Source organism: Thermostilla marina, assembly GCF_054657455.1.
This window is the reverse complement of sequence record NZ_BAAHYR010000001.1, coordinates 3,671,057-3,689,788: the sequence shown is the minus strand read 5'-3', so window position 1 is coordinate 3,689,788 and position 18,732 is coordinate 3,671,057. Positions and strand designations below refer to the sequence as shown.

Annotated in this window: 9 protein-coding genes and 3 tRNA genes; 8 read left to right on the top strand and 4 right to left on the bottom strand. The window is 59.0% G+C overall.

Annotated features, from left to right (window positions below; genetic code table 11):
• Nucleotides 1–94 precede the first annotated feature (94 nt).
• From ACYQ2I_RS13475 to ACYQ2I_RS13465, 3 genes are all read left to right on the top strand, one after another.
• Complete coding sequence (locus ACYQ2I_RS13475; protein WP_460167539.1) at nucleotides 95–2,068, top strand: sulfatase-like hydrolase/transferase; 1,974 nt, start codon at nucleotides 95–97, stop codon at nucleotides 2,066–2,068.
• 343 nt (nucleotides 2,069–2,411) lie between these two features.
• Nucleotides 2,412–5,198 (top strand): chitobiase/beta-hexosaminidase C-terminal domain-containing protein, encoded by a 2,787-nt coding sequence (locus tag ACYQ2I_RS13470; RefSeq protein ID WP_460167538.1) that lies wholly within the window; start codon nucleotides 2,412–2,414, stop codon nucleotides 5,196–5,198.
• Between the two features lie 123 nt (nucleotides 5,199–5,321).
• Nucleotides 5,322–7,883, top strand: coding sequence for a right-handed parallel beta-helix repeat-containing protein (locus ACYQ2I_RS13465; RefSeq protein ID WP_460167537.1), 2,562 nt, complete (start codon nucleotides 5,322–5,324; stop codon nucleotides 7,881–7,883).
• Here the strand turns inward: ACYQ2I_RS13465 and ACYQ2I_RS13460 are convergent.
• Entirely contained in the window at nucleotides 7,873–8,325 is a 453-nt protein-coding gene (locus ACYQ2I_RS13460; protein WP_460167536.1) for a DUF309 domain-containing protein, read from the bottom strand. The genes ACYQ2I_RS13465 and ACYQ2I_RS13460 overlap by 11 nt on opposite strands.
• Before the next feature lie 142 nt (nucleotides 8,326–8,467).
• Nucleotides 8,468–8,947, bottom strand: coding sequence for a carboxypeptidase-like regulatory domain-containing protein (locus ACYQ2I_RS13455; RefSeq protein WP_460167535.1), 480 nt, complete (start codon nucleotides 8,945–8,947; stop codon nucleotides 8,468–8,470).
• 1,045 nt (nucleotides 8,948–9,992) lie between these two features.
• On the opposite strand from ACYQ2I_RS13455, the gene ACYQ2I_RS13450 reads away from it, so the two are divergent.
• Nucleotides 9,993–11,147, top strand: coding sequence for a DUF1559 domain-containing protein (locus ACYQ2I_RS13450; protein ID WP_460167534.1), 1,155 nt, complete (start codon nucleotides 9,993–9,995; stop codon nucleotides 11,145–11,147).
• A gap of 187 nt (nucleotides 11,148–11,334) precedes the next feature.
• Nucleotides 11,335–11,407: transfer RNA gene (locus tag ACYQ2I_RS13445), tRNA-Ala, on the top strand.
• A 189-nt stretch (nucleotides 11,408–11,596) separates the two neighbouring features.
• Here ACYQ2I_RS13445 and ACYQ2I_RS13440 read toward each other — a convergent pair.
• Together ACYQ2I_RS13440 and ACYQ2I_RS13435 are read right to left on the bottom strand one after the other, a co-directional pair.
• A tRNA-His gene (locus ACYQ2I_RS13440) sits at nucleotides 11,597–11,670 on the bottom strand.
• Nucleotides 11,671–11,800: 130 nt separating this feature from the next.
• Nucleotides 11,801–11,873 (bottom strand) — tRNA-Ala (locus tag ACYQ2I_RS13435).
• A gap of 338 nt (nucleotides 11,874–12,211) precedes the next feature.
• On the opposite strand from ACYQ2I_RS13435, the gene ACYQ2I_RS13430 reads away from it, so the two are divergent.
• The 3 genes from ACYQ2I_RS13430 (at nucleotide 12,212) to ACYQ2I_RS13420 (ending at nucleotide 18,647) form a co-directional block, all read left to right on the top strand.
• Entirely contained in the window at nucleotides 12,212–12,916 is a 705-nt protein-coding gene (locus ACYQ2I_RS13430; protein ID WP_460167533.1) for an RluA family pseudouridine synthase, read from the top strand.
• A gap of 202 nt (nucleotides 12,917–13,118) precedes the next feature.
• Nucleotides 13,119–15,827, top strand: coding sequence for an aconitate hydratase AcnA (gene acnA, locus ACYQ2I_RS13425; RefSeq protein ID WP_460167532.1), 2,709 nt, complete (start codon nucleotides 13,119–13,121; stop codon nucleotides 15,825–15,827).
• A 1,068-nt stretch (nucleotides 15,828–16,895) separates the two neighbouring features.
• Entirely contained in the window at nucleotides 16,896–18,647 is a 1,752-nt protein-coding gene (locus tag ACYQ2I_RS13420; RefSeq protein ID WP_460167531.1) for a vWA domain-containing protein, read from the top strand.
• Nucleotides 18,648–18,732: the final 85 nt, after the last annotated feature.

Genomic DNA, 18,732 nt, shown 5'->3' with positions numbered 1-18,732 from the left:
GGAATGCGCACGCGGAACTACCATGTAGTGGACGGAAAGCGGCGGTTGTGCGCGAGTTCAGCGTACGTGCATCTCTGCGAGAAAGGTTTTGCTCATGGGTAGCCGCTTCCCGTTCCGCTTCGGTTTCTTTTGGGGGCTGTCGTTAGGACTTTGGGGACTTGTCCTCGGTGATCTGTCGAGTGCCGGCGAAAAGCCGAACGTGCTCTACATTCTTTCGGACGACGTCGGATGGGGTGATCTGAGCGTCCACGGCGGCAAGGTTCCCACACCGAACATCGATCGCCTCTTTGCTCGCGGAGTCGAGTTGACGCAGTTCATGGGGTGGTGTGTTTGTTCTCCGACACGTGCCATGTTGCTGACGGGTAGACATCCCATACGTGTCGGTACGGCTCCGGAAACCGGGGGCGAATTGGATCCCGCTGAAACGACCATCGCCGAGGCCTTTCGGGCGAACGGCTATCGGACCGGGATCTTCGGCAAGTGGCACAACGGTACCGATCCCGACACACCGGAGTTCCGAGCGGCTTTCGCCGAGGCATTCAAGCACATGCCGAACAAGACCTTTCAAGGTGGGTACGGCGTGAACGTTCACGGATTCGACGAAGCTTGGGTGTATTACGGCGGCGGGGCCGACTATTTCAATCGTCGCACCGTCAAGGGTACCGGTCCCGTTTCGTGGTGGCACAATCGCGAGTACCGCCCCGACGACAAAGGCTACACCGACGATCTCGTGACGCAGTATGCGATCGAGTTCATCCGAGAGAATCGAGACCGTCCGTTCTTTTGTTACATTCCGTTTCACATCGCACACGCTCCTTTGCAAGCAAAAGGAGGCGACTTGGCTCGAATCGATCCGGCGTTGGCCGAGACATTACCCGCGGCAGGTGAAAACGTATCGGCCGAAGAAAAACGCAGCCACGCAGCGATGTTGCGCTCGATGGACGACAACGTTGCGAAGATTGTGGCCGAATTGGAAAGACTCGGATTGATAGAAAACACGATTCTCGTCTTTACCAGCGACAACGGTGCGATGGAAGCCGGTAGCAGTCTGCCGTTGCGCGGGCACAAGCACACGATTTACGATGGCGGAGTGCGGCTGCCGACGGTTTTCCATTGGCCCGCGGGCGGGCTTGTCGGCGGACGCAAATGGGACGGCTTGTGCGGATCGCTCGATATGTTACCTACGCTCATGGCAATGACGGAATGTCGGCTTCCGCCCACGCGGCCCTTGGATGGAAAGAACGTTTGGCCTGCACTTCGCGACGGGGGGCCCAGCCCTGTCGAAAGCTACTACTTCGTGTGGCGCGACGAGGATGCGATTCGGACCGCTCGTTGGAAACTCCATCGTTTCGCCGATCACTACGAATTGTACGACATCGTCGACGACGAGGCCGAATCTACCGACGTTGCCGATCGCTTTCCCGATGTGGTCCGCGAGTTGGAGGCGAAGATGGACGCCTGGGCCGAGTCGATCGGGGTGGCGCTCAGCCACCGTCCGGCGCCGGTTAGGTATCACGCACCGCCCGCGCCCGAGGGGGAAGTTCTCGCCGTGACGCTGACGGTGACCGACGATTCGCGTCCGGCCGATCGGGCAGTCATTCCCGTGGCAAACTGGAGCGGCACGCAATACGCCACCGATTGGATCGAATTCGATATTGCCTTCGGGGGCGACGTTCCGCGGCGGTATCCCTATTTTTCGACGATGCAGGGCAACAATCAGAAAGGATATTTGCCGTTCTTTCGGCCCGGCACCGCAGTCGATCAATTCGGCAGAGATCAGAGTAAAGGGCCGGGCATCGCCGCGCCGGGCACCGTGTGGGAGCACCGCATCGTCGGCCTGTCCAGCACGGCACCGGGGCCGCTGGGAAAACACGGTGTCGTGTTTTCCGGCGGGACGCCCGGCACGTACACGGTATATCTCGACAACATTCGCATTCGCCATGCCGACGGCTCGATCAGCCCGATTTGGAGTTCGAGCAAAGACACCCGGTTGGGGGCATTCCGCGATTCGAAGGCGTTCGAAAACCTCCAGGTTCGCACTGTCGACGTCTCGGAAGTCGGCAAGTAACGGTGTCGCCTTTGCGGGATGAAGAACGCTGTTGCGCGATGCTTGCCGTGTTGCTTTGTTTGCAGGAAAAACAAATGAGCGTTTGCGGTTTCAGTTCTGTTGCCTCGCTTTGTCGAATGAGACGAGCGAGTGTGATGGATGCCCGTCGGTTTCTGTGAAGGGGAATCGGATTGTTTTGTCGCGGCATTGATGATTGTATGCAATCAGGCGGCGCCGTGCGGAGCGGGAGTCCTGCCCCTTTTTTGTGGGATGGTATAGTAAATTCTCCATGAACGATCGGCCGCATTTTAACGCCGCCGCGTTGTGTACCCATTGTCCCCCCCATGACATCCGGAACAGTGCCATGAATGGGTTTTCGAAGATCGTCTGCGCGTTTCTGATTGCCTCGACCGCGTGTGCGGGCGTCTACGCTGCCGAGCTTCACGTAAGTCCAAGTGGAAACGATACGAATCCGGGGACGGCATCGGCGCCGCTGGCGACTCTCGACGGGGCCCGGCGAGCGATTCGTGCTCGGGAATGGAATGGACGCGAGCCGGTCACCGTCTGGATTCACGAGGGTACATATCATTTCACGAAACCGTTTCGTGTGGAAACCGCGGACTCCGGTTCCGAGGACGCTCCGATCGTCTATCGGGCTGTGCCCGGCGAACAAGTCGTGCTCAAGGGAAGTTTGCCGCTCGATCCCAAGGCGTGGCGGCCTTGGGAAAAGGGAATCTATCGGCAATCACTCGCCGGAACGCCTTTGGCGGGACGCCGAATCAATCAGCTTTTCATGAACGACAAGCGGATGGTACGGGCTCGCTTTCCGAACTGGGACTATCAGAATCCGCTGCGAACCGGGCGAGGGTACGTGCATGCCGTCAACAAGGCGTCGATGGAGATGCTCCAGTTCAATCCGGCCGACTTCGCCGGCCGTGAGGGGAAGTGGAAGCATCCCGAGACGGGAATCGTGCACGCTTTTCACGTGAACAATTGGGGAAACTTTCAGTTTCGTATTCGCGACGTCGATTGGAAGCAGCACACGATCCATTTTGCGGAAGGCGGCTGGCAAGCGCAACGCCGGTACGGCGTCGGAGTGAAGCGTCCGGGAACGCCCGGCTCGCCGTTCTATGTCGAGAATATCTTCGAAGAACTCGACGCGCCGTTCGAGTGGTTTCTGGACGACTCGCAACAAGTGTTGTATTTCAAACCGCCGGCGAACGTCGATCTATCGCAATCGGTCGTCGAGGCGGCTTTCGTCGCGTGGCTCATTGAAGTGATCGGTGCATCGCATGTCCATTTCGAAGGGCTGCACCTCACGCAGACACGCACTACCTTCATGGATCCGTATACCGATCTAGCACGCGGCGACTGGGCGATCCATCGCGGTGGAGCGATCTACTTCCACGATGCGCGCGACTGTAGTGTCCGGAATTGTCACGTGGAACAAGTCGGCGGCAATGGAATCTTCATCGACGGGCGCAACCGCGACGTCCATATCGTCGGTTGCCTGGTCGAAGACACGGGGGACAGCGCGGTCTGTTTTGTCGGCGATCCGAAGGCGGTGCGAGAATACCAAACTTGGGAGAAACCCGTTCCCGAAATTCGCGACCGCACACCCGGTCCGAAGACGGACGACTTCCCCGCGAATTGTAGCGTCCGTAATTGCATCCTGCGGGACGTGGGCGTCTACGGTAAGCAGACTTCGGGAGTCATCATTTCGATGGCGATGGATATCACCGTCGATCATTGCAGCATCTATCGTATCGCGAGGGCCGGTATCACGATCAACGACGGTACGTGGGGCGGCCACGTGGTTTCGAATTGCGATATCTACGATGCCGTGTTGGATACCGGCGAGCATGGCCCCTTCAACTCGTGGGGCCGAGAACGCTTTTGGCGGGGGCGACAACTCGACAAGAGTCTCGTACTCCTCGACGCGATCAAACCCAACCGGCTGTATCACAACCGTGTGGGCAACTATCGGCCCGCGGTAAGCGCCGGAAACTGGACCATCGATCTCGACGACGGCTCGTCGAATTACGAAATCGAGTGCAATTTGATGCTGGGATCGACGTTGAAATTGCGAGACGGCTACTACCGCAAGGTGCGCAACAACATCATGGTAAGCGCCGTCCCGGTCGGGTTGCACGTGTGGCCTGCCGACAACAGCGAAGACGTATTCGAACGCAACATCGTGGTCGTCGCCGGGGCCACTGAAGGCCACAATCGCGTGTACACCGACGTTCTCGGGCCGGTCATTATGCCTGAAGATCCGGCCGTGTGGGGAACATTCGACTACAACGTGTGGTGGAACCTGAACGCCGAGGATTTTGCAGCGGGGCGGTTCGCGCACAGCCTGGCCGAATGGCAACAAAAGCAAGGCCGGCATGATGTGTTTGCCGATCCGTTGTTTCTCGACCCCTTGCGCCGAGATTTTCGTGTTCGTTCCGATTCGCCCGCGCTCGTGCTCGGGTTCCGAAACTTCTCGATGGATGATTTCGGGCATCAAATGACGCGAATCGTGCCCGGCGATTGCGAGTTCGAGGACGGCCTCGAGGTCGTGGTTCGGCCCGACGAACGAGGCGGTGAAGTTCACTACACGCTCGACGGCAGCGTTCCCACGTTCGATTCACCGCGCTACGTGAAGCCGCTTCATATTACGGAAACGACGACGGTTCTCGCATGTACGTTCGACGCGTCGGGGAACCCGGTCGGCTTTCCCGACAAAGCGGTGTTCACCAAGGTCGAAAAAGTCAGACTTCAAAGCTGGTTGGCATCGTTGCTTGCCGGCAAGCTGGTGATTCCTGAACAAACGGCCGAGCCTGTTGGGCAAGAGGAATCGGCGCCGAAGCGAGAGCCGCTTCGTTGGGCCGGAATGACGCTGGTGACGATCTCGGAGTATCCCGATTATATCGATGCCTCGGGCGGACAGGCGTTCGGAGCCTTCGTTGTGAGCGTCGATCCCGACTCGGCGGCGGCACGTGCCGGGATACAAAGCGGCGATACGATCATTCGCGCCGCGGGCGTCGAAGTGCGGACGATCGACGACTTGCAATCGATCGTGCAGCAGAAAACGAACACGGTCGAGTGCGTCGTGTTCCGAGGCTACAAACACTATCGACTGACGATCGAGGCGGCGGACGAGTAGCTCGACTGCAATACGCCGGTGATCGGTCTTTCCCTGTGGAATTTTGGGGCGACGCGGCCTGAAAAACGTACCGTCGTGGTCGCTTTGGCGGGCGGATACCGGAAGAGAGGCGATATCGTGAAGATGATGCTGAGCAGACTTGTAATCGGTTTTTCCGTGTGGGTGTTGTTGGCGGCGACGGCGGACGCTTGGCAAATCCATGTTGCCGTCGACGGGAACGATCAAAGTCCGGGTACCGAGACGGCCCCTTTGGCAACGCCGACGGCGTCCCAACAGCGATTGCGGGCAAGCGGCAAACTCGGGAAAGAACCGTGCGAAGTCATCCTGCATGCGGGAACCTATCGCCTCGATGCTCCGCTGCGATTCGGGCCGGAAGACTCGGGCAGCGACGCCTGTCCCGTCGTTTGGCGAGCGGCCGGCGACGGCGAGGTCGTGCTTTCGGGCGCCGAGCTGCTCACACCAAAATGGGAACCGTACAAGGGCGGTATCTTGCGCACGAAGGTTCCCGGTAAGGCATCGATCGATCAGCTCTTCGTAAACGGCGCACGGCAGATCATGGCACGCTATCCCAATTACGGCGCGGGATTCGTGCCCGTCGGGAATGATCCTTCGACACGAGGAAAACGAGCCGGGACGGTTCCCTACGGCGGTTGTTCGCCGAATGCTTGGGATAAAGAAAAGGCCCGCGAATGGGCCGATCCCCACGGTGCGCTCATGCACGGGATGCATTCCGGTTTGTGGGGCAGCCAGCACTATCGCGTGCTGGGAAAGAATCCCGACGGTTCTCTGCGCTACGAAGGTGGTTGGCAGAACAATCGATGTTCGTCGCCCCATCAAGGGTATCGCATGATCGAGAATGTGTTCGAGGAACTCGACGCGCCGGGCGAATGGTACCACGACGCGAAGAACGGTGTGCTTTACTACATGCCGAGCGAAGGTATCGACTTGAAGACTGCTCGCGTCGAAGCGGTCCGCCAAGTCCGGCATCTTGTCGAGTTGTATGGTGAGGTGAAGCAACCGGTGGCCGAAATGCGCATCGAAGGTCCCGGCAACGGACTCGAGGTGATGACCGTCCGAACGTACGAGACGACCACGCCGGTGAAGCATCTCCGGTTCGTGGGGATTCGATTTGCGGGCACCGCTCGCACGTTCATGGAAACGAAAGAGCCGCTCCTGCGCAGCGATTGGACGATCTATCGCGGTGGGGCCGTGCATCTGCGAGGTACGGAAGATATCGTCATCCGCGATTGCCGGTTTGAAGAACTGGGCGGCAACGCTGTGTTCGTCGACGGTTACAACCGACGGGTAACGATTTCGGCCTGCCGATTCCGCGACAACGGAGCCTCGGATGTCAATTTCGTCGGATCGTTCGCCGCGGTGCGCAATCCCGCCTTTCGGTACAGTCAACCAAGCACGCCGCTCGACGAAATCGACACGACACCCGGTCCGAAAACCGAGGAATATCCGGCCGATTGCGTTGTCGAAGAATGCCTAATGACACGCTGTGGACGATTCGAAAAACAGGTCGCGGGTGTGAATTTGGCGATGGCTCGTCGGATCACGATTCGGCATAACACGATCAGCCATACCCCGCGGGCGGCGATCAATGTGTGCACGGGAGCCTGGGGCGGTCATGTGATCGAGTGGAACGACTGCTTCGAAACCGTCTTGGAAACCCATGATCACGGGGCCTTCAATAGCTGGGGACGTGATCGAATTTGGCATCGTGCGCATTTGAGCGGCCCCGTGGAAAGAGACCGGAACGGAAAACCTCTGATCAGTTACTACATCGAAAGATACCCCGATAGCCCGTTGTGGGATCCGTGCGAACCGATCATCATCCGGCACAATCGCATGCAATGCGATCACGGTTGGGATATCGACTTGGACGACGGCAGTACGAATTACAAGATCTACAACAATCTTTGCCTGAGGGGAGGCTTGAAGACACGCGAAGGATACTACCGTATTGTTACAAACAACGTAATCTTGGGTGGATTCACCTGCAACGTGCCGTATCCGAAGCCGACCCACGACGTCTTCGCGCACAACATCGTGTGGGGCCCAAAGGCGTACTATTCGTCGAACCCGGCTTTGTGGGGCGGTTCGCGGGACTACACGTTCGTGCACAATCCCGGCGCAACCGAAACCGTACCGGCGATCGGGTTGCAGAAAGAAACTTGGGACGACGCACACAGCCTTTACGGGAATGCAAAGTTTGTAGATCCCGAGCACGGCAATTTCCAGGTGGCCGACGATTCACCCGCCTTGAATGTCGGCTTCAAGAATTTTCCGATGACCGGGTTCGGAGTCACCGTGCCGCGTCTCAAGGCGGAAGCCGGTGCGCCGCCGATCCGGTTGCCCGAGGCCGCTGCGTCGAACGAGTATCAACCCGCACCGCAGGTCCGCGTTCTTGGAGCGAAAGCGAAGACGATCGAAACCGAGGCCGAGGTTACGGCGACGGGCATGCACGATCGGCTGGGGACGTACTTGATCGAAGTCCCCGACGACAGCCCGTTGGCGGCGTTCGGTTTTCGGACGGGCGACGTCGTGTGGATGATCGACGGCAAGATGACGTTTGTAGTTCGGGATTTCGTTTCCATCGTCGGCGGGCTACGTTCCGGAAAGCACGTTGCCCGAGTGTGGCGTGATCAGGAATGGAAAACGTTGGAGTTCACGAAGTAGTTTCTTTCGAAATCCCGGCTTTCAGGCCGTTGTCCAGGACGATTTTCGGCGGGTCCGGCAATGGTACCAGCGGCCGTGTGCGATCGAACGCTTCGGCCTGTGAGCCGTAATGTTCTTGCAAGACGGCTTCGACGTGTCGATGGTTCGCTGCCACCTGCGCGAACAACGGGGCGATCGTCACACCCAGACAGCGAGGACGGAAAGGGGCGACGTTCTCATCCGCGCGTTGCAACAAACGCCGTGCCCCGATCAGATTCCCGCGGCGCAGCCAGTACATCCCGACCGCAAGTTGGATGAGGCCTTGGATAAAGCGCCGTTCGGGAAGCGTGCGATCGTGCCACAGTTCTTCCCAGACTTCGTGGGCTTCGAAGTAATCGCCGCGATTGAATAGCGCAACGCCTTGTTCGAACAACTTGTTGTGAGGGGCTTCTGAACGGTTCATGATAGTTTCATTCTACGCAACAGCCCACTCGGGGGACATGGAAGCGGTCGGCACGGGAAGTGGAAAATGAAAACGCGAGCCGACCGTCGAAGGTGGCTCGCGCATTGCGTTCGGGTTCCAATAGGGCCGGCCGACGTGCCGTTCAATCGGTGAGATCGAACTCGAATCGATTATCGCCCTCGGCCGAAACGGTGCATTCCAGGTCCGTCGTTTCCGCCGATTTGTACTTGGCGGGAAGCAGGTCTTTCGGCTCGAACGCTGATTCGTCGCCTTCCGACTCCATCTCTTCCTCGTAGGCCTCTTCGTTTTCGCCGGTGACTTCCGGGGCCGTACTTTGCGTCTTGATGACGGTTACCTTGTACGTCCCGGGAAGGGCGCCTTCGCCCTGGGTGAACGTGCGGACGGTGGCCGTGCCGCTGCTGTCGGTGATACCCGAGGCTCCTTTGCCGTCGGGTGTTTGAGGAACCAACGACACCGTTGCCCCTTCGACCGGTTGCCCCTTGTACGTGATCTTGATCGACACGGGAAATGTTTCAGGCAGGTCGCTTGAGCCGCTGTTGCAGCCCACAAGGGACGCTGCGAGGCAAGCACCGGTCAACAAGACAATACAACGCCACATCATTCTCCTCCCCCACATCATGCGAGTGGTAAACAGGGCTAGCGCGAAACGAAAAAAGCATTGAAATTTTACGCTCACCCCTCGCTTCGTCTCCCAACATACCGAGGAGTCTCGCCGTTCGCAAGCTTCCGCTCCTGTCGGCATCGAAAACGGCTCGACGCTCGCATTGGTTCCCGGCGACCATTCGAGAATAGCCGTTCCTGAAGTGAGACCTTGGTTCGGCGGCTTGCTGGACGCTCAATGCCGCCACGTTAGCCGTTTGCAGGAGCGGCAAAAAATCGCAGGACGCAGCCAGCAGATGATTTTGGCGGAAAACGGTGAGTAGGTGCGAGGGAATATCGCCGTGGTCGGGAAGGGGATGACAATCCGTCCACGTGTCTGGCGACCATGGGGGCCGACGGAGAATACGCGACGAGCGTGTCGAAAGTGTACGGCCGTCGTGGGAGCCGTTGGCCGGACGGCCGACCGCTGTATTCCGGGTTCACGACGGTCCTGCCACCGAATGCTTCTAGTTGTGGATGGGATGCACGCGACCGGGAATGGGCAACCTGTTTGCCTACCAAGTTCCATCGGGGCGGGGGCGAACGTGTGCGGGGCGGCTGCTTCGCCCATTGCATGCGTGACACGATCGATACGGGCAACCTGGCTCAAAAAGAACTCGTCAAGGACGCAGGGACAGTCCCTTCGGAATTGGGGAGCTCTGGGAACGATTCAGGGAGGAGAGGTCATCGGCCAAGGGGCGTTCTAGCGGTCTGTCGGCTGAGCGAAATCGCTTGACAACTAGGTGATATCCATTCGCCCGACGCAAGTCGGGCTTTTTTTCGTGCCGAGACCGGAAGGAATGGACATTGATGTGGCACAATAGCAACAGTGTGTCTTTGTGTGTGTGTATTTGTGGTGGTTATGAAAGAAAATCATTACTGATTTCTTGCTGCGAAAACAAAAGACATGTAATGTATTTCATAAGGATCGTTCGCTCCAGGGTTCCTTCCGGTCGAGAGTGGTGCTCTTTTCCTTTTCTTTTGTTTTCGTGGGAGGTTGAGTCGTCATGTCTACTCGCCTTGTGTATGCTGCGTATACGCCGAAAGAGGAACGACGTGTGCGCGTCGGCTTCACACTGGTGGAGCTGTTGGTGGTCATTGCCATCATCGGTATTTTGATCGCGCTGCTGTTGCCTGCGGTTCAGGCCGCGCGGGAAGCCGCACGTCGGTCTCAGTGTACAAACAACCTGAAACAGCTGGGCTTGGCCCTACACAATTACCATGACACGAACGGGGCTTTCGCTTGCATGTCGGGGGGAACTAACGGGCCCGGCAGTAATCCGATGCACAATAGCCGGCGGTTGTCGGGTTTTGTGTCGTTGTTGGCTTTCATGGAGCAGCGGGCGCTGTACGACAAGATTTCCAGCCAATGGGACAGCAACGGCGACGGCACGCCCGACTGGCCTGCGTATGGTCCGCGCCCTTGGAACAGTAATTATCCCGGCTGGCGGTACGAAGTTGCCCAAATCGACTCGTTCCTGTGTCCGTCCGACGGCGTTTCCAAACGCAAGATCGGGCCCTATGGACATCGGTCTTACGTGATGTCGGTGGGAGATTCGATCCAGGGAAATCACGGCGGCAAACGGACTCGCGGATTGTTCGATCGCTATCGCTATCGCCGTTTCGCCGACATTATTGACGGGACGAGCAACACCGCCGCTTTCAGTGAACGAACGACCGGCGATCGTAAAGCGCGGCTGATTCGCGGAAACATCGCCGGCAACTTGGGCAGCGGGATGCGCGACAACCCGACGCTGTGCATGGCGACCTTGGGGCCGAATTCACAGTACGCTCCGGGCGTCGAAGTGTTGACTACCGATGTGGCCACGGGAACCACGCGAGCGTCCGGCTTGCGTTATCACGACGGCCAGCCTCTATGGAGCGGCTTCACAACGGTATTGCCGCCGAATGCACCGAGTTGCACGCCGGAGGTGTACCAGGGAACGAAGTGGGGGATTTGGACGCCCACCAGCAATCACCCCGGCGGCGTGAATGTGTGTATGGCGGACGGGTCGGTGCACTTCATCAAGGAAACGATCGACACGGGCAATCTGGCCGCCCCAGAGGGGGCTCGCCAAGGTCGTACCGATAGTCCGTACGGCGTCTGGGGTGCCTTGGGCACGATCCAAGGTGGTGAATCGATCGGAAACAAGGCACTCTGATCACCTCCCCAGCTCAGGACGGCCGGTAACCGGTGAACGGCTGATGGAGCCGCCTCGCTCGAGCGGGGCGGCTTTTCTTCTCGGTAGTCGGTGGTCGACAGGTCGATGCACCTTGAAGGGATCGGCGACCACGAGTATCTTGATAATTGCTCGGCGGGCAGTCTTGCGTTGCTGAACCGAGCAATGAGGGGATGTAGCTCAGTTGGGAGAGCGCCGCCCTTGCAAGGCGGAGGTCGTCGGTTCGAATCCGATCATCTCCACTTTTGTTTCTACGAGACGGCGATCCGTCGATCAAACGGCGCGCTGAAGCTCGACATCCGTCGTTTTGCAGGACCTCTTCCTTGTGAGGGAAGAGGTTTCTTCGTGCGCCTTGGCCTCGTAGGGGCGTTTCGCCTACCAGCAGCAGGGCGCACGAAAAACCGCCCGTCGGAAGTCGACAGGCGGCGAAGGGTGGCTGAGGGGACTCGAACCCCCAACTTCCAGATCCACAGTCTGGCGCTCTAACCGATTGAGCTACAGCCACCGTGCATGGTGTTTCGACTTTTCTCCGTTTGCATGGACGGCGTTCAAGGCATCTACTGATTTGTGCCCCTACACCGTGTATCAAACGGAAAGAAGCGGGCCGAAACAACCGGCCCGCCTCCCCGAGCCAGTGGAGCGGAGGAGATTCGAACTCCCGACCTCTAGAGTGCGATTCTAGCGCTCTCCCAACTGAGCTACCGCCCCGCGCAAGGTTCCCAATGCGGGAAAGGTTTCCGCGGCAGCATCGCTCCAACACGATGCCGACGCCCAAGATACGTCTGATTCTAGGATCGAACGGGCGGTTTGTCAAAGCGGGGTGGGGCCTGGATTCGGCAGATCGCCGTCGGGAATCGAAAACATCGAAGGGATTGTTTCGCGCCTCCGCGCAAACCGGTAGAGGGCATTCCTTTGGGGGGATGGTCGGGCAATGTCGGCCCGGTCGCGGCAACGCAAAAAGAGCGGTATGATGGCCGATCGGGGTCGAGGGAGTGTCCCCGGCACGCTACCAAGATGACGTTTTTCACTTCGTTCGACCATCGACGATGCGTTCTCCTCCGTTCGATATTTTGTTCGAGAGTGATTGGTGCCTGGTCGTCAACAAACCGTACGGCCTGCTGACCCAGGGGCCGCCTCTCGTGCCGAGCCTCGACAAGGAGGTGCGTGTGTTTTTGAAACGCCGGGAAGGCAAGGTCGGACAAGTGTATCTCGGCGTGCCGCACCGGTTGGACCGGCCGGTGAGCGGCGCGATCGTGTTCGGAAAGCATCGTCGGGCCACGCGACGGTTGACCGAGTGTTTTCAGGGGCGACTGATTCGGAAGGTGTACTGGGCGTGCACCGAAGGCGAGGTCACGCCGCCGGAAGGGGTATGGCGCGACCACATGCGAAAGATCCCGGATCAACCTCAGGCCGAAATCGTCCCGCCGGACCATCCTGACGCAAAATCGGCGGTGCTGCGTTACCGAACATTGGGACGCACCCCACGAGGATCGTGGTTGGAGATCGAGCTCGAAACCGGCCGCATGCATCAAATTCGGCTTCAGGCGGGATCGCGAGGATGGCCGATCGTCGGTGATCGACAATACGGCGCGACTACGACCTTCGGGGAGAAATGCGACGATTGGCGGCTTGAACCAATCGCGCTCCATGCCCGGTCGCTGGCATTCCCTGAACCGCAAACGATGGAGCCTCTCGAGATCATCGCCCCGCTACCCGAGGTGTGGCAAACGCTTTTACCGGGTGTCGAATAACTACCGGCGACAAAACGGCAGGCAGTGGAACGGCCCGTTGGTGGGGTGTGCGTCTGGCGGATTTTGCGCGAAGCCGATAGCATGAATCATTCCGAGGGAATCGCGAACGGCCGCTTCAGCGCGATTGAGGGACGGTATTTCGTTCCTCGATCGATTCAGCCGGTGTTGCGTATCGAATATGACTAACATTGGGAAGTAAGTGATGATGCAGCAGGCAAGCGATCGATTTGGAGTTCGAGGCACGATTGAGACGTCACAGGGAACGGTCGGGGTGTACCGACTCGACAAATTGCAGGAACAGGGACTTGCGCGGGTGGATCGGCTGCCCTATTCCATTCGCGTCTTGCTTGAGTGCCTCGTGCGGAATTGCGACGGCTTTGCCGTTACCGAAGAGGCTGTTCGCGCCTTGGCCGGTTGGAAGGCCGTGGGGCTTGAGCCGTGTGAGATTCCCTATTTGCCCGCCCGCGTGATCCTGCAAGACTTCACAGGCGTTCCGGCCGTTGTCGATCTTGCGGCCATGCGAAGCGCCATGCAGCGGTTGGGGGGCGATCCGGCAAAGATCAATCCCTTGATTCCCGTCGACTTGATCATCGACCATTCGGTGCAAGTCGATCGGTTCGGGGACAAGCAAGCCCTCGAAGAAAACATGAAGCTCGAGTTTCAGCGGAACCGCGAACGCTACGAGTTCTTACGCTGGGGCCAAGAAAACCTCGACAACTTTCGTGTGGTGCCGCCGGGTGTGGGGATCATCCACCAAGTGAATCTCGAGTATCTAGCCAAATGCGTGTTGGTGCGGGAAGACAGTGACGGTCCCATCGCGATTCCCGATACGTTGGTTGGTACCGACAGCCACACCACGATGATCAACGGATTGGGAGTCTTGGGCTGGGGCGTCGGCGGCATCGAGGCCGAGGCCGTCATGCTTGGGCAGCCCATCTACATGCTCACTCCCGAGGTTATCGGCTTGGAGTTGGTCGGCGAATTGCCGGAAGGGGCCACGGCGACCGATTTGGCGTTGACGGTCACGCAACTGCTGCGGGCGGAAGGTGTCGTCGGTAAGTTCGTCGAGTATTTCGGCGAGGGCGTGCGCCGGATGTCGCTCGCCGATCGGACGACCTTGGCGAACATGTCGCCCGAATATGGTGCTACGATGGGCTTCTTCCCGATCGACGAGCAGACCTTGCTTTTCCTGCGGCAAACCGGCCGCACCGATGAGGAAGTGGAACTCGTCGAGCGCTACACGAAGGAGCAACTGTTGTTCGCTTCGGCCGATGCACCGGTTCCCGAGTACACAAAGGTGCTGACCCTGGATCTGTCGACCGTCGAACCGAGCGTGGCGGGGCCGAAACGCCCTCAAGACCGTGTGCCGTTGGTGCAGTTGGGCAAGCGTTTCCGAGAAGCCTTGACGGCGCCCGTCGGGCCGCAGGGATTGGGGCTCGACGAAGCGGATCGCGACAAACGCGTCGAGGTGGATGTCGACGGTCGCAAGAGCGAACTTCATCACGGCAGCGTCGTCATCGCGGCGATCACCAGTTGTACGAACACGAGCAATCCGTCGGTGATGCTGGCGGCCGGGTTGGTGGCCAAGAAAGCCGTCGAATTGGGCCTGAGTGTGCCGCCGCACGTGAAAACGAGTCTTGCCCCGGGATCGCGGGTCGTCACCGATTATTTGGAAGCCTCGGGCTTGGCCGACTCGCTCGACAAGTTGGGATTCACGACGGTCGGCTACGGTTGTACGACCTGCATCGGAAACAGCGGACCGTTACCCGAACCCGTGGCCGAGGGCATCGACGCCGGTGATTTGGTCGCCGCGGCGGTGCTCAGTGGGAATCGCAACTTCGAGGGACGAATTAGTCCCAAGGTGAAGGCGAACTACCTCGCCAGTCCGCCGCTTGTCGTGGCGTACGCCATTGCCGGACGCGTCGATTTCGACGTCGAGACCGAACCGCTCGCTGTTGCACCCGACGGCCGTGAAGTGTTTCTCCGCGATATCTGGCCGTCGCGGGAGGAAGTCGAACAGGCGGTGGTATCGGCTTTTTCGCCGGAATTGTTCCGCAAGCGCTACGCCGACGTGTTCACTTCAAACGAAATGTGGAACAACATTCCCGTCGAATCCGGTTCCCTGTATCGATGGCGGGAAGACAGCACCTACATCCAAGAGCCGCCGTTCTTTGTCGACATGACCCGCGAACCGGGCGAGATCACACCGATTCATGGGGCCCGAGTGCTCGTGCTCTTGGGGGACTCGGTGACCACCGACCATATTTCACCTGCCGGGGCCATTGCGGTGGACAGTCCGGCCGGGAAGTATCTGCGGGAACACGGTGTCGATCCGGTCGATTTCAACAGCTACGGCTCGCGACGCGGCAACGATCGGGTCATGACCCGCGGTACGTTCGCGAACATCCGGATTCGAAACCAGTTGGTGCCCGGTAGTGAAGGCGGTGTCACCCGCTACTTGCCCACCGATGAGGTCATGCCGATCTACGACGCCGCCATGAAATATAAAGAGGCGAATACGCCGCTGGTGGTCGTCGCCGGTGCCGAGTACGGAACGGGAAGCAGCCGCGATTGGGCTGCTAAGGGAACGGTCTTATTGGGAGTCAAAGCCGTATTGGCTGCAAGTTTCGAGCGGATCCATCGCAGCAACTTGGTCGGCATGGGAGTGCTGCCCGTGCAATTGCCCGAAGGGCAAACGTGGCAATCGCTGGGAATTACCGGTGAAGAGGTTTTCGACATCGACTTTCCGCCCGAAGGATTGCAGCCGCGGGGCAAAGTGTTGGTGAAGGCCGTGCGGCACGACGGCACCGAGTTGTCGTTCGAGGCGACCGCCCGCATCGACACGCCGGTCGAACTCGAGTACTACCGCAACGGCGGTATTCTTCAAACGGTTATCCGCAAGCTGCTGTAGCTTGTGCGAGCGGTCGAGTGACACGCGACTCGAGCTTACTCACACCGGTCATCGGCGGTCGCATCGGAGTTGCAATTCGGTGCGACCGCTTTTCGATTGGGAGACATCGTGAAGTGCGGGGAAGGAACGGTCGGGTGTGCAGATTGGTTGTGCGGGGGATCATGCCGCACGATAGACCGCTTGCCGGCGACGTTGACCAATACCACAAAATCACTTTCGGCTCGCAAGGCAGCGAGTATTTCGACAGCTGTCGGCTGTTGCAGAGCATTTGGGGCCAATTCATAGACCAAGGCCCCGACGACGCCGTTTTCCAGCACCTCGTGAAGACACAACAACTGGGATCGATCCGGACGCCAGGCCTCGGGCCATGTTTCGCAACGATACCATGAACAGGTGAAATCGCGGCAGGTTTGGGGACGACTCGAGTACGCGCGGCAACCTCCGGCCGTAAGCATCGGGCACGGAATTCCCGCCGGCTTTGCACCGGGAGAAACGATTCCCGGAGAAATCGGTAACCACACGCAACACGCGGTACACGTGCCGCACGTGCGCGCGTTGGCGGGGGAGGCGGATACCTCGTTCCACACTTCCCGGTTCCGTTGAGACGAGCGAGATTTGCCGTCCATGGCGTCTACCGTTTGAGGCAATCAGAAAGTTCGGTGATGCTCCCCATGAGAATATCGGCGCTACGGGGGGCGTCCCTGCCGGAAAAGCGGGGGAAGATGTCTTTCTGGTGCTTTCCAAAGTTGCGCAAACTGCCTGTTTTCTCTGGCGGTCGGTTTCGGCGCCGGCGGCTTCCGAAACGCGAGGCTCGTTGAGGCGGTGCGACAACAGTGTTGCCCGGCCGCGACATCGAAAGATGCCGAAGCGAAGCGATCCTCTGCGCGCGGCGTTACAAACGGCCCTCAATCGCGCAAAGTCGTCGAGAAGCCACCGCTGATCGCGGTATCGGTCCGGCATCGTCGGCGATCATGGCCTATATTTCACAATGCCCGAACAAAGAAACCTCGCGCCTGTGCGGTCGTTACTTTTCTGCCTGTCTTGTCTTGGTGTTGCGGAGGTTCGGTTATGCTATCGCGTGCACACGGGCTGCTTCTGGGAATGCTGCGGCGGAAGGAAAACGCACGGCGCAAGGGGGCGATTCTCGTCCTCTCTGCCATCTGCATGGTTTTCTTGATGGGGTTGCTGGCTTTTGCCGTCGACCTGGGATACATCATGACCGTGCAAACAGAACTAAAGCGGGCGACCGATGCCGCGGCGTTGGCCGGGGCTAGTCAGTTGATACAAGGACAAGATGCCGCACAGATCGAGGCGTTCGAATTCTTGGCTCGGAACCCCGTCGCCGCGGTCAACTTGGCGGAAGATCCCAACTTCGAGGAGAACCTGCAACTGTTGCTGATGCAACACGAAAACGAATTCGAGGCCGAGGCAGGCGTTTGGGACGCGGAAAGCCGCACGTTTACGACTGGATCCGCCTATCCTTCAGCGCTGCGCGTGACCGCCGTGCACAACAACGCACCGTTGTTTTTCGCCAAGGTGTTCGGTCTTGACACGTTCAACGTGCGGGCGGAATCGATCGCGCGTTTCCAGCCTCGCGACATTGTGCTCGTGCTGGACTTCTCGGCATCGATGAACGACGACAGCGAGCTGCGCCGTATTCATGAATACGGTGAGTCCGTCCGCGAAACGGTTGAGGCGAATCTACTCGAAATCTATCAGGAATTGGGAAGCCCCAACTACGGTAGCTTGCCGGTCGAACCGGAGTACTTCACGCAAATTGGGCAAGCCCCGACGGCGCCGAATTTGCCGCAAATCACCGTCACGTTCAAGGATCGGGAAATCTATGTGACGTCGACGAAGGATCTCTCGAACGTCGTCATCGAGTACACCGATGGAAGTCGCCAAAAGTTCGACGGTTTGACCGGAAAGACGGGCACGTTCCGCGGTACCGGTTCGTACGCGAACAAGAAGATTAAGCGGTGCTGGATCAAGTCGGGAAGGAATAGCAGCGGCGAGGGGCCCGGTTACGGCGAACGGTTCGAAGACACGACCGAGAATATCATGGCGGCGTACGGTCTCGATTCGGTGCCGTATCCTTATCCTTCGGGTAGTTGGGCGAGTTACATCGATTACGTCAAAAACGGTTACTACGTTGAAAAGGCCGGTTACCGTAAGCAGTACGGGATGATGACGTTGATCAACTACTGGCTCGAGCAAAAGCCCGAGTACAGCCAAACGCCCGACTTGTGGATGGTCAGCGAGCAACCCGTCAAGCAATTGAAGGATGCCGTCGACCTCTTCTTCGACTTCATCGAGGAAGTGAATACCAACGATCGAGTCGGATTGGTGATATACAACTCGGACGATCAGACGGCATTGATCGAGCACCACCTGACCGACGACTTCGCTATGATCGAAGATACGGTCACGCATCGCCAGGCCGGCCACTACGACCGGTACACGAACATCGGGGCCGGGCTTTCCGATGCGATCGACGAATTGCTGGCCAACGCACGCCCCGGGGCGTTCAAGATGATCGTATTGATGACCGACGGTCGTGCCAACCGCCCGTACAGCACGTCGTACGCTCGATCATACGTATTGAACCAAGCCCAACGGGCAGCCGACAATCACTTCCCGATCTTCGCGATCAGTATGGGAATGGGGGCTGATCATTCGCTCATGGCCGACGTGGCCGAGATGTCGGAAGGGCAGGCCTTCGCGATTACGGGTGGCGCCACGATCAACGACTACCGCGAAGACCTCATCCAGGCCTTCCGCAAAATCGCCGATCACCGGCCTCTCGTGCTGGTGAAGTAACATTCGGCAGGTTCGGACGCGGCAGCCCGAACCGCTACTCGTTTCCTCTGCGAGTTCTCGACAGGCGCGACTCTCCGCCGGCGCC

Coding starts and splice junctions, on each gene's coding strand:
- ACYQ2I_RS13475 (WP_460167539.1), top strand. CDS start 95: ATGGGTAGCCGCTTCCCGTTCCGCTTCGGTTTCTTTTGGGGGCTGTCG.
- ACYQ2I_RS13470 (WP_460167538.1), top strand. CDS start 2,412: ATGAATGGGTTTTCGAAGATCGTCTGCGCGTTTCTGATTGCCTCGACC.
- ACYQ2I_RS13465 (WP_460167537.1), top strand. CDS start 5,322: ATGATGCTGAGCAGACTTGTAATCGGTTTTTCCGTGTGGGTGTTGTTG.
- ACYQ2I_RS13460 (WP_460167536.1), bottom strand. CDS start 8,325: ATGAACCGTTCAGAAGCCCCTCACAACAAGTTGTTCGAACAAGGCGTT.
- ACYQ2I_RS13455 (WP_460167535.1), bottom strand. CDS start 8,947: ATGATGTGGCGTTGTATTGTCTTGTTGACCGGTGCTTGCCTCGCAGCG.
- ACYQ2I_RS13450 (WP_460167534.1), top strand. CDS start 9,993: ATGTCTACTCGCCTTGTGTATGCTGCGTATACGCCGAAAGAGGAACGA.
- ACYQ2I_RS13430 (WP_460167533.1), top strand. CDS start 12,212: ATGCGTTCTCCTCCGTTCGATATTTTGTTCGAGAGTGATTGGTGCCTG.
- acnA (WP_460167532.1), top strand. CDS start 13,119: ATGATGCAGCAGGCAAGCGATCGATTTGGAGTTCGAGGCACGATTGAG.
- ACYQ2I_RS13420 (WP_460167531.1), top strand. CDS start 16,896: ATGCTATCGCGTGCACACGGGCTGCTTCTGGGAATGCTGCGGCGGAAG.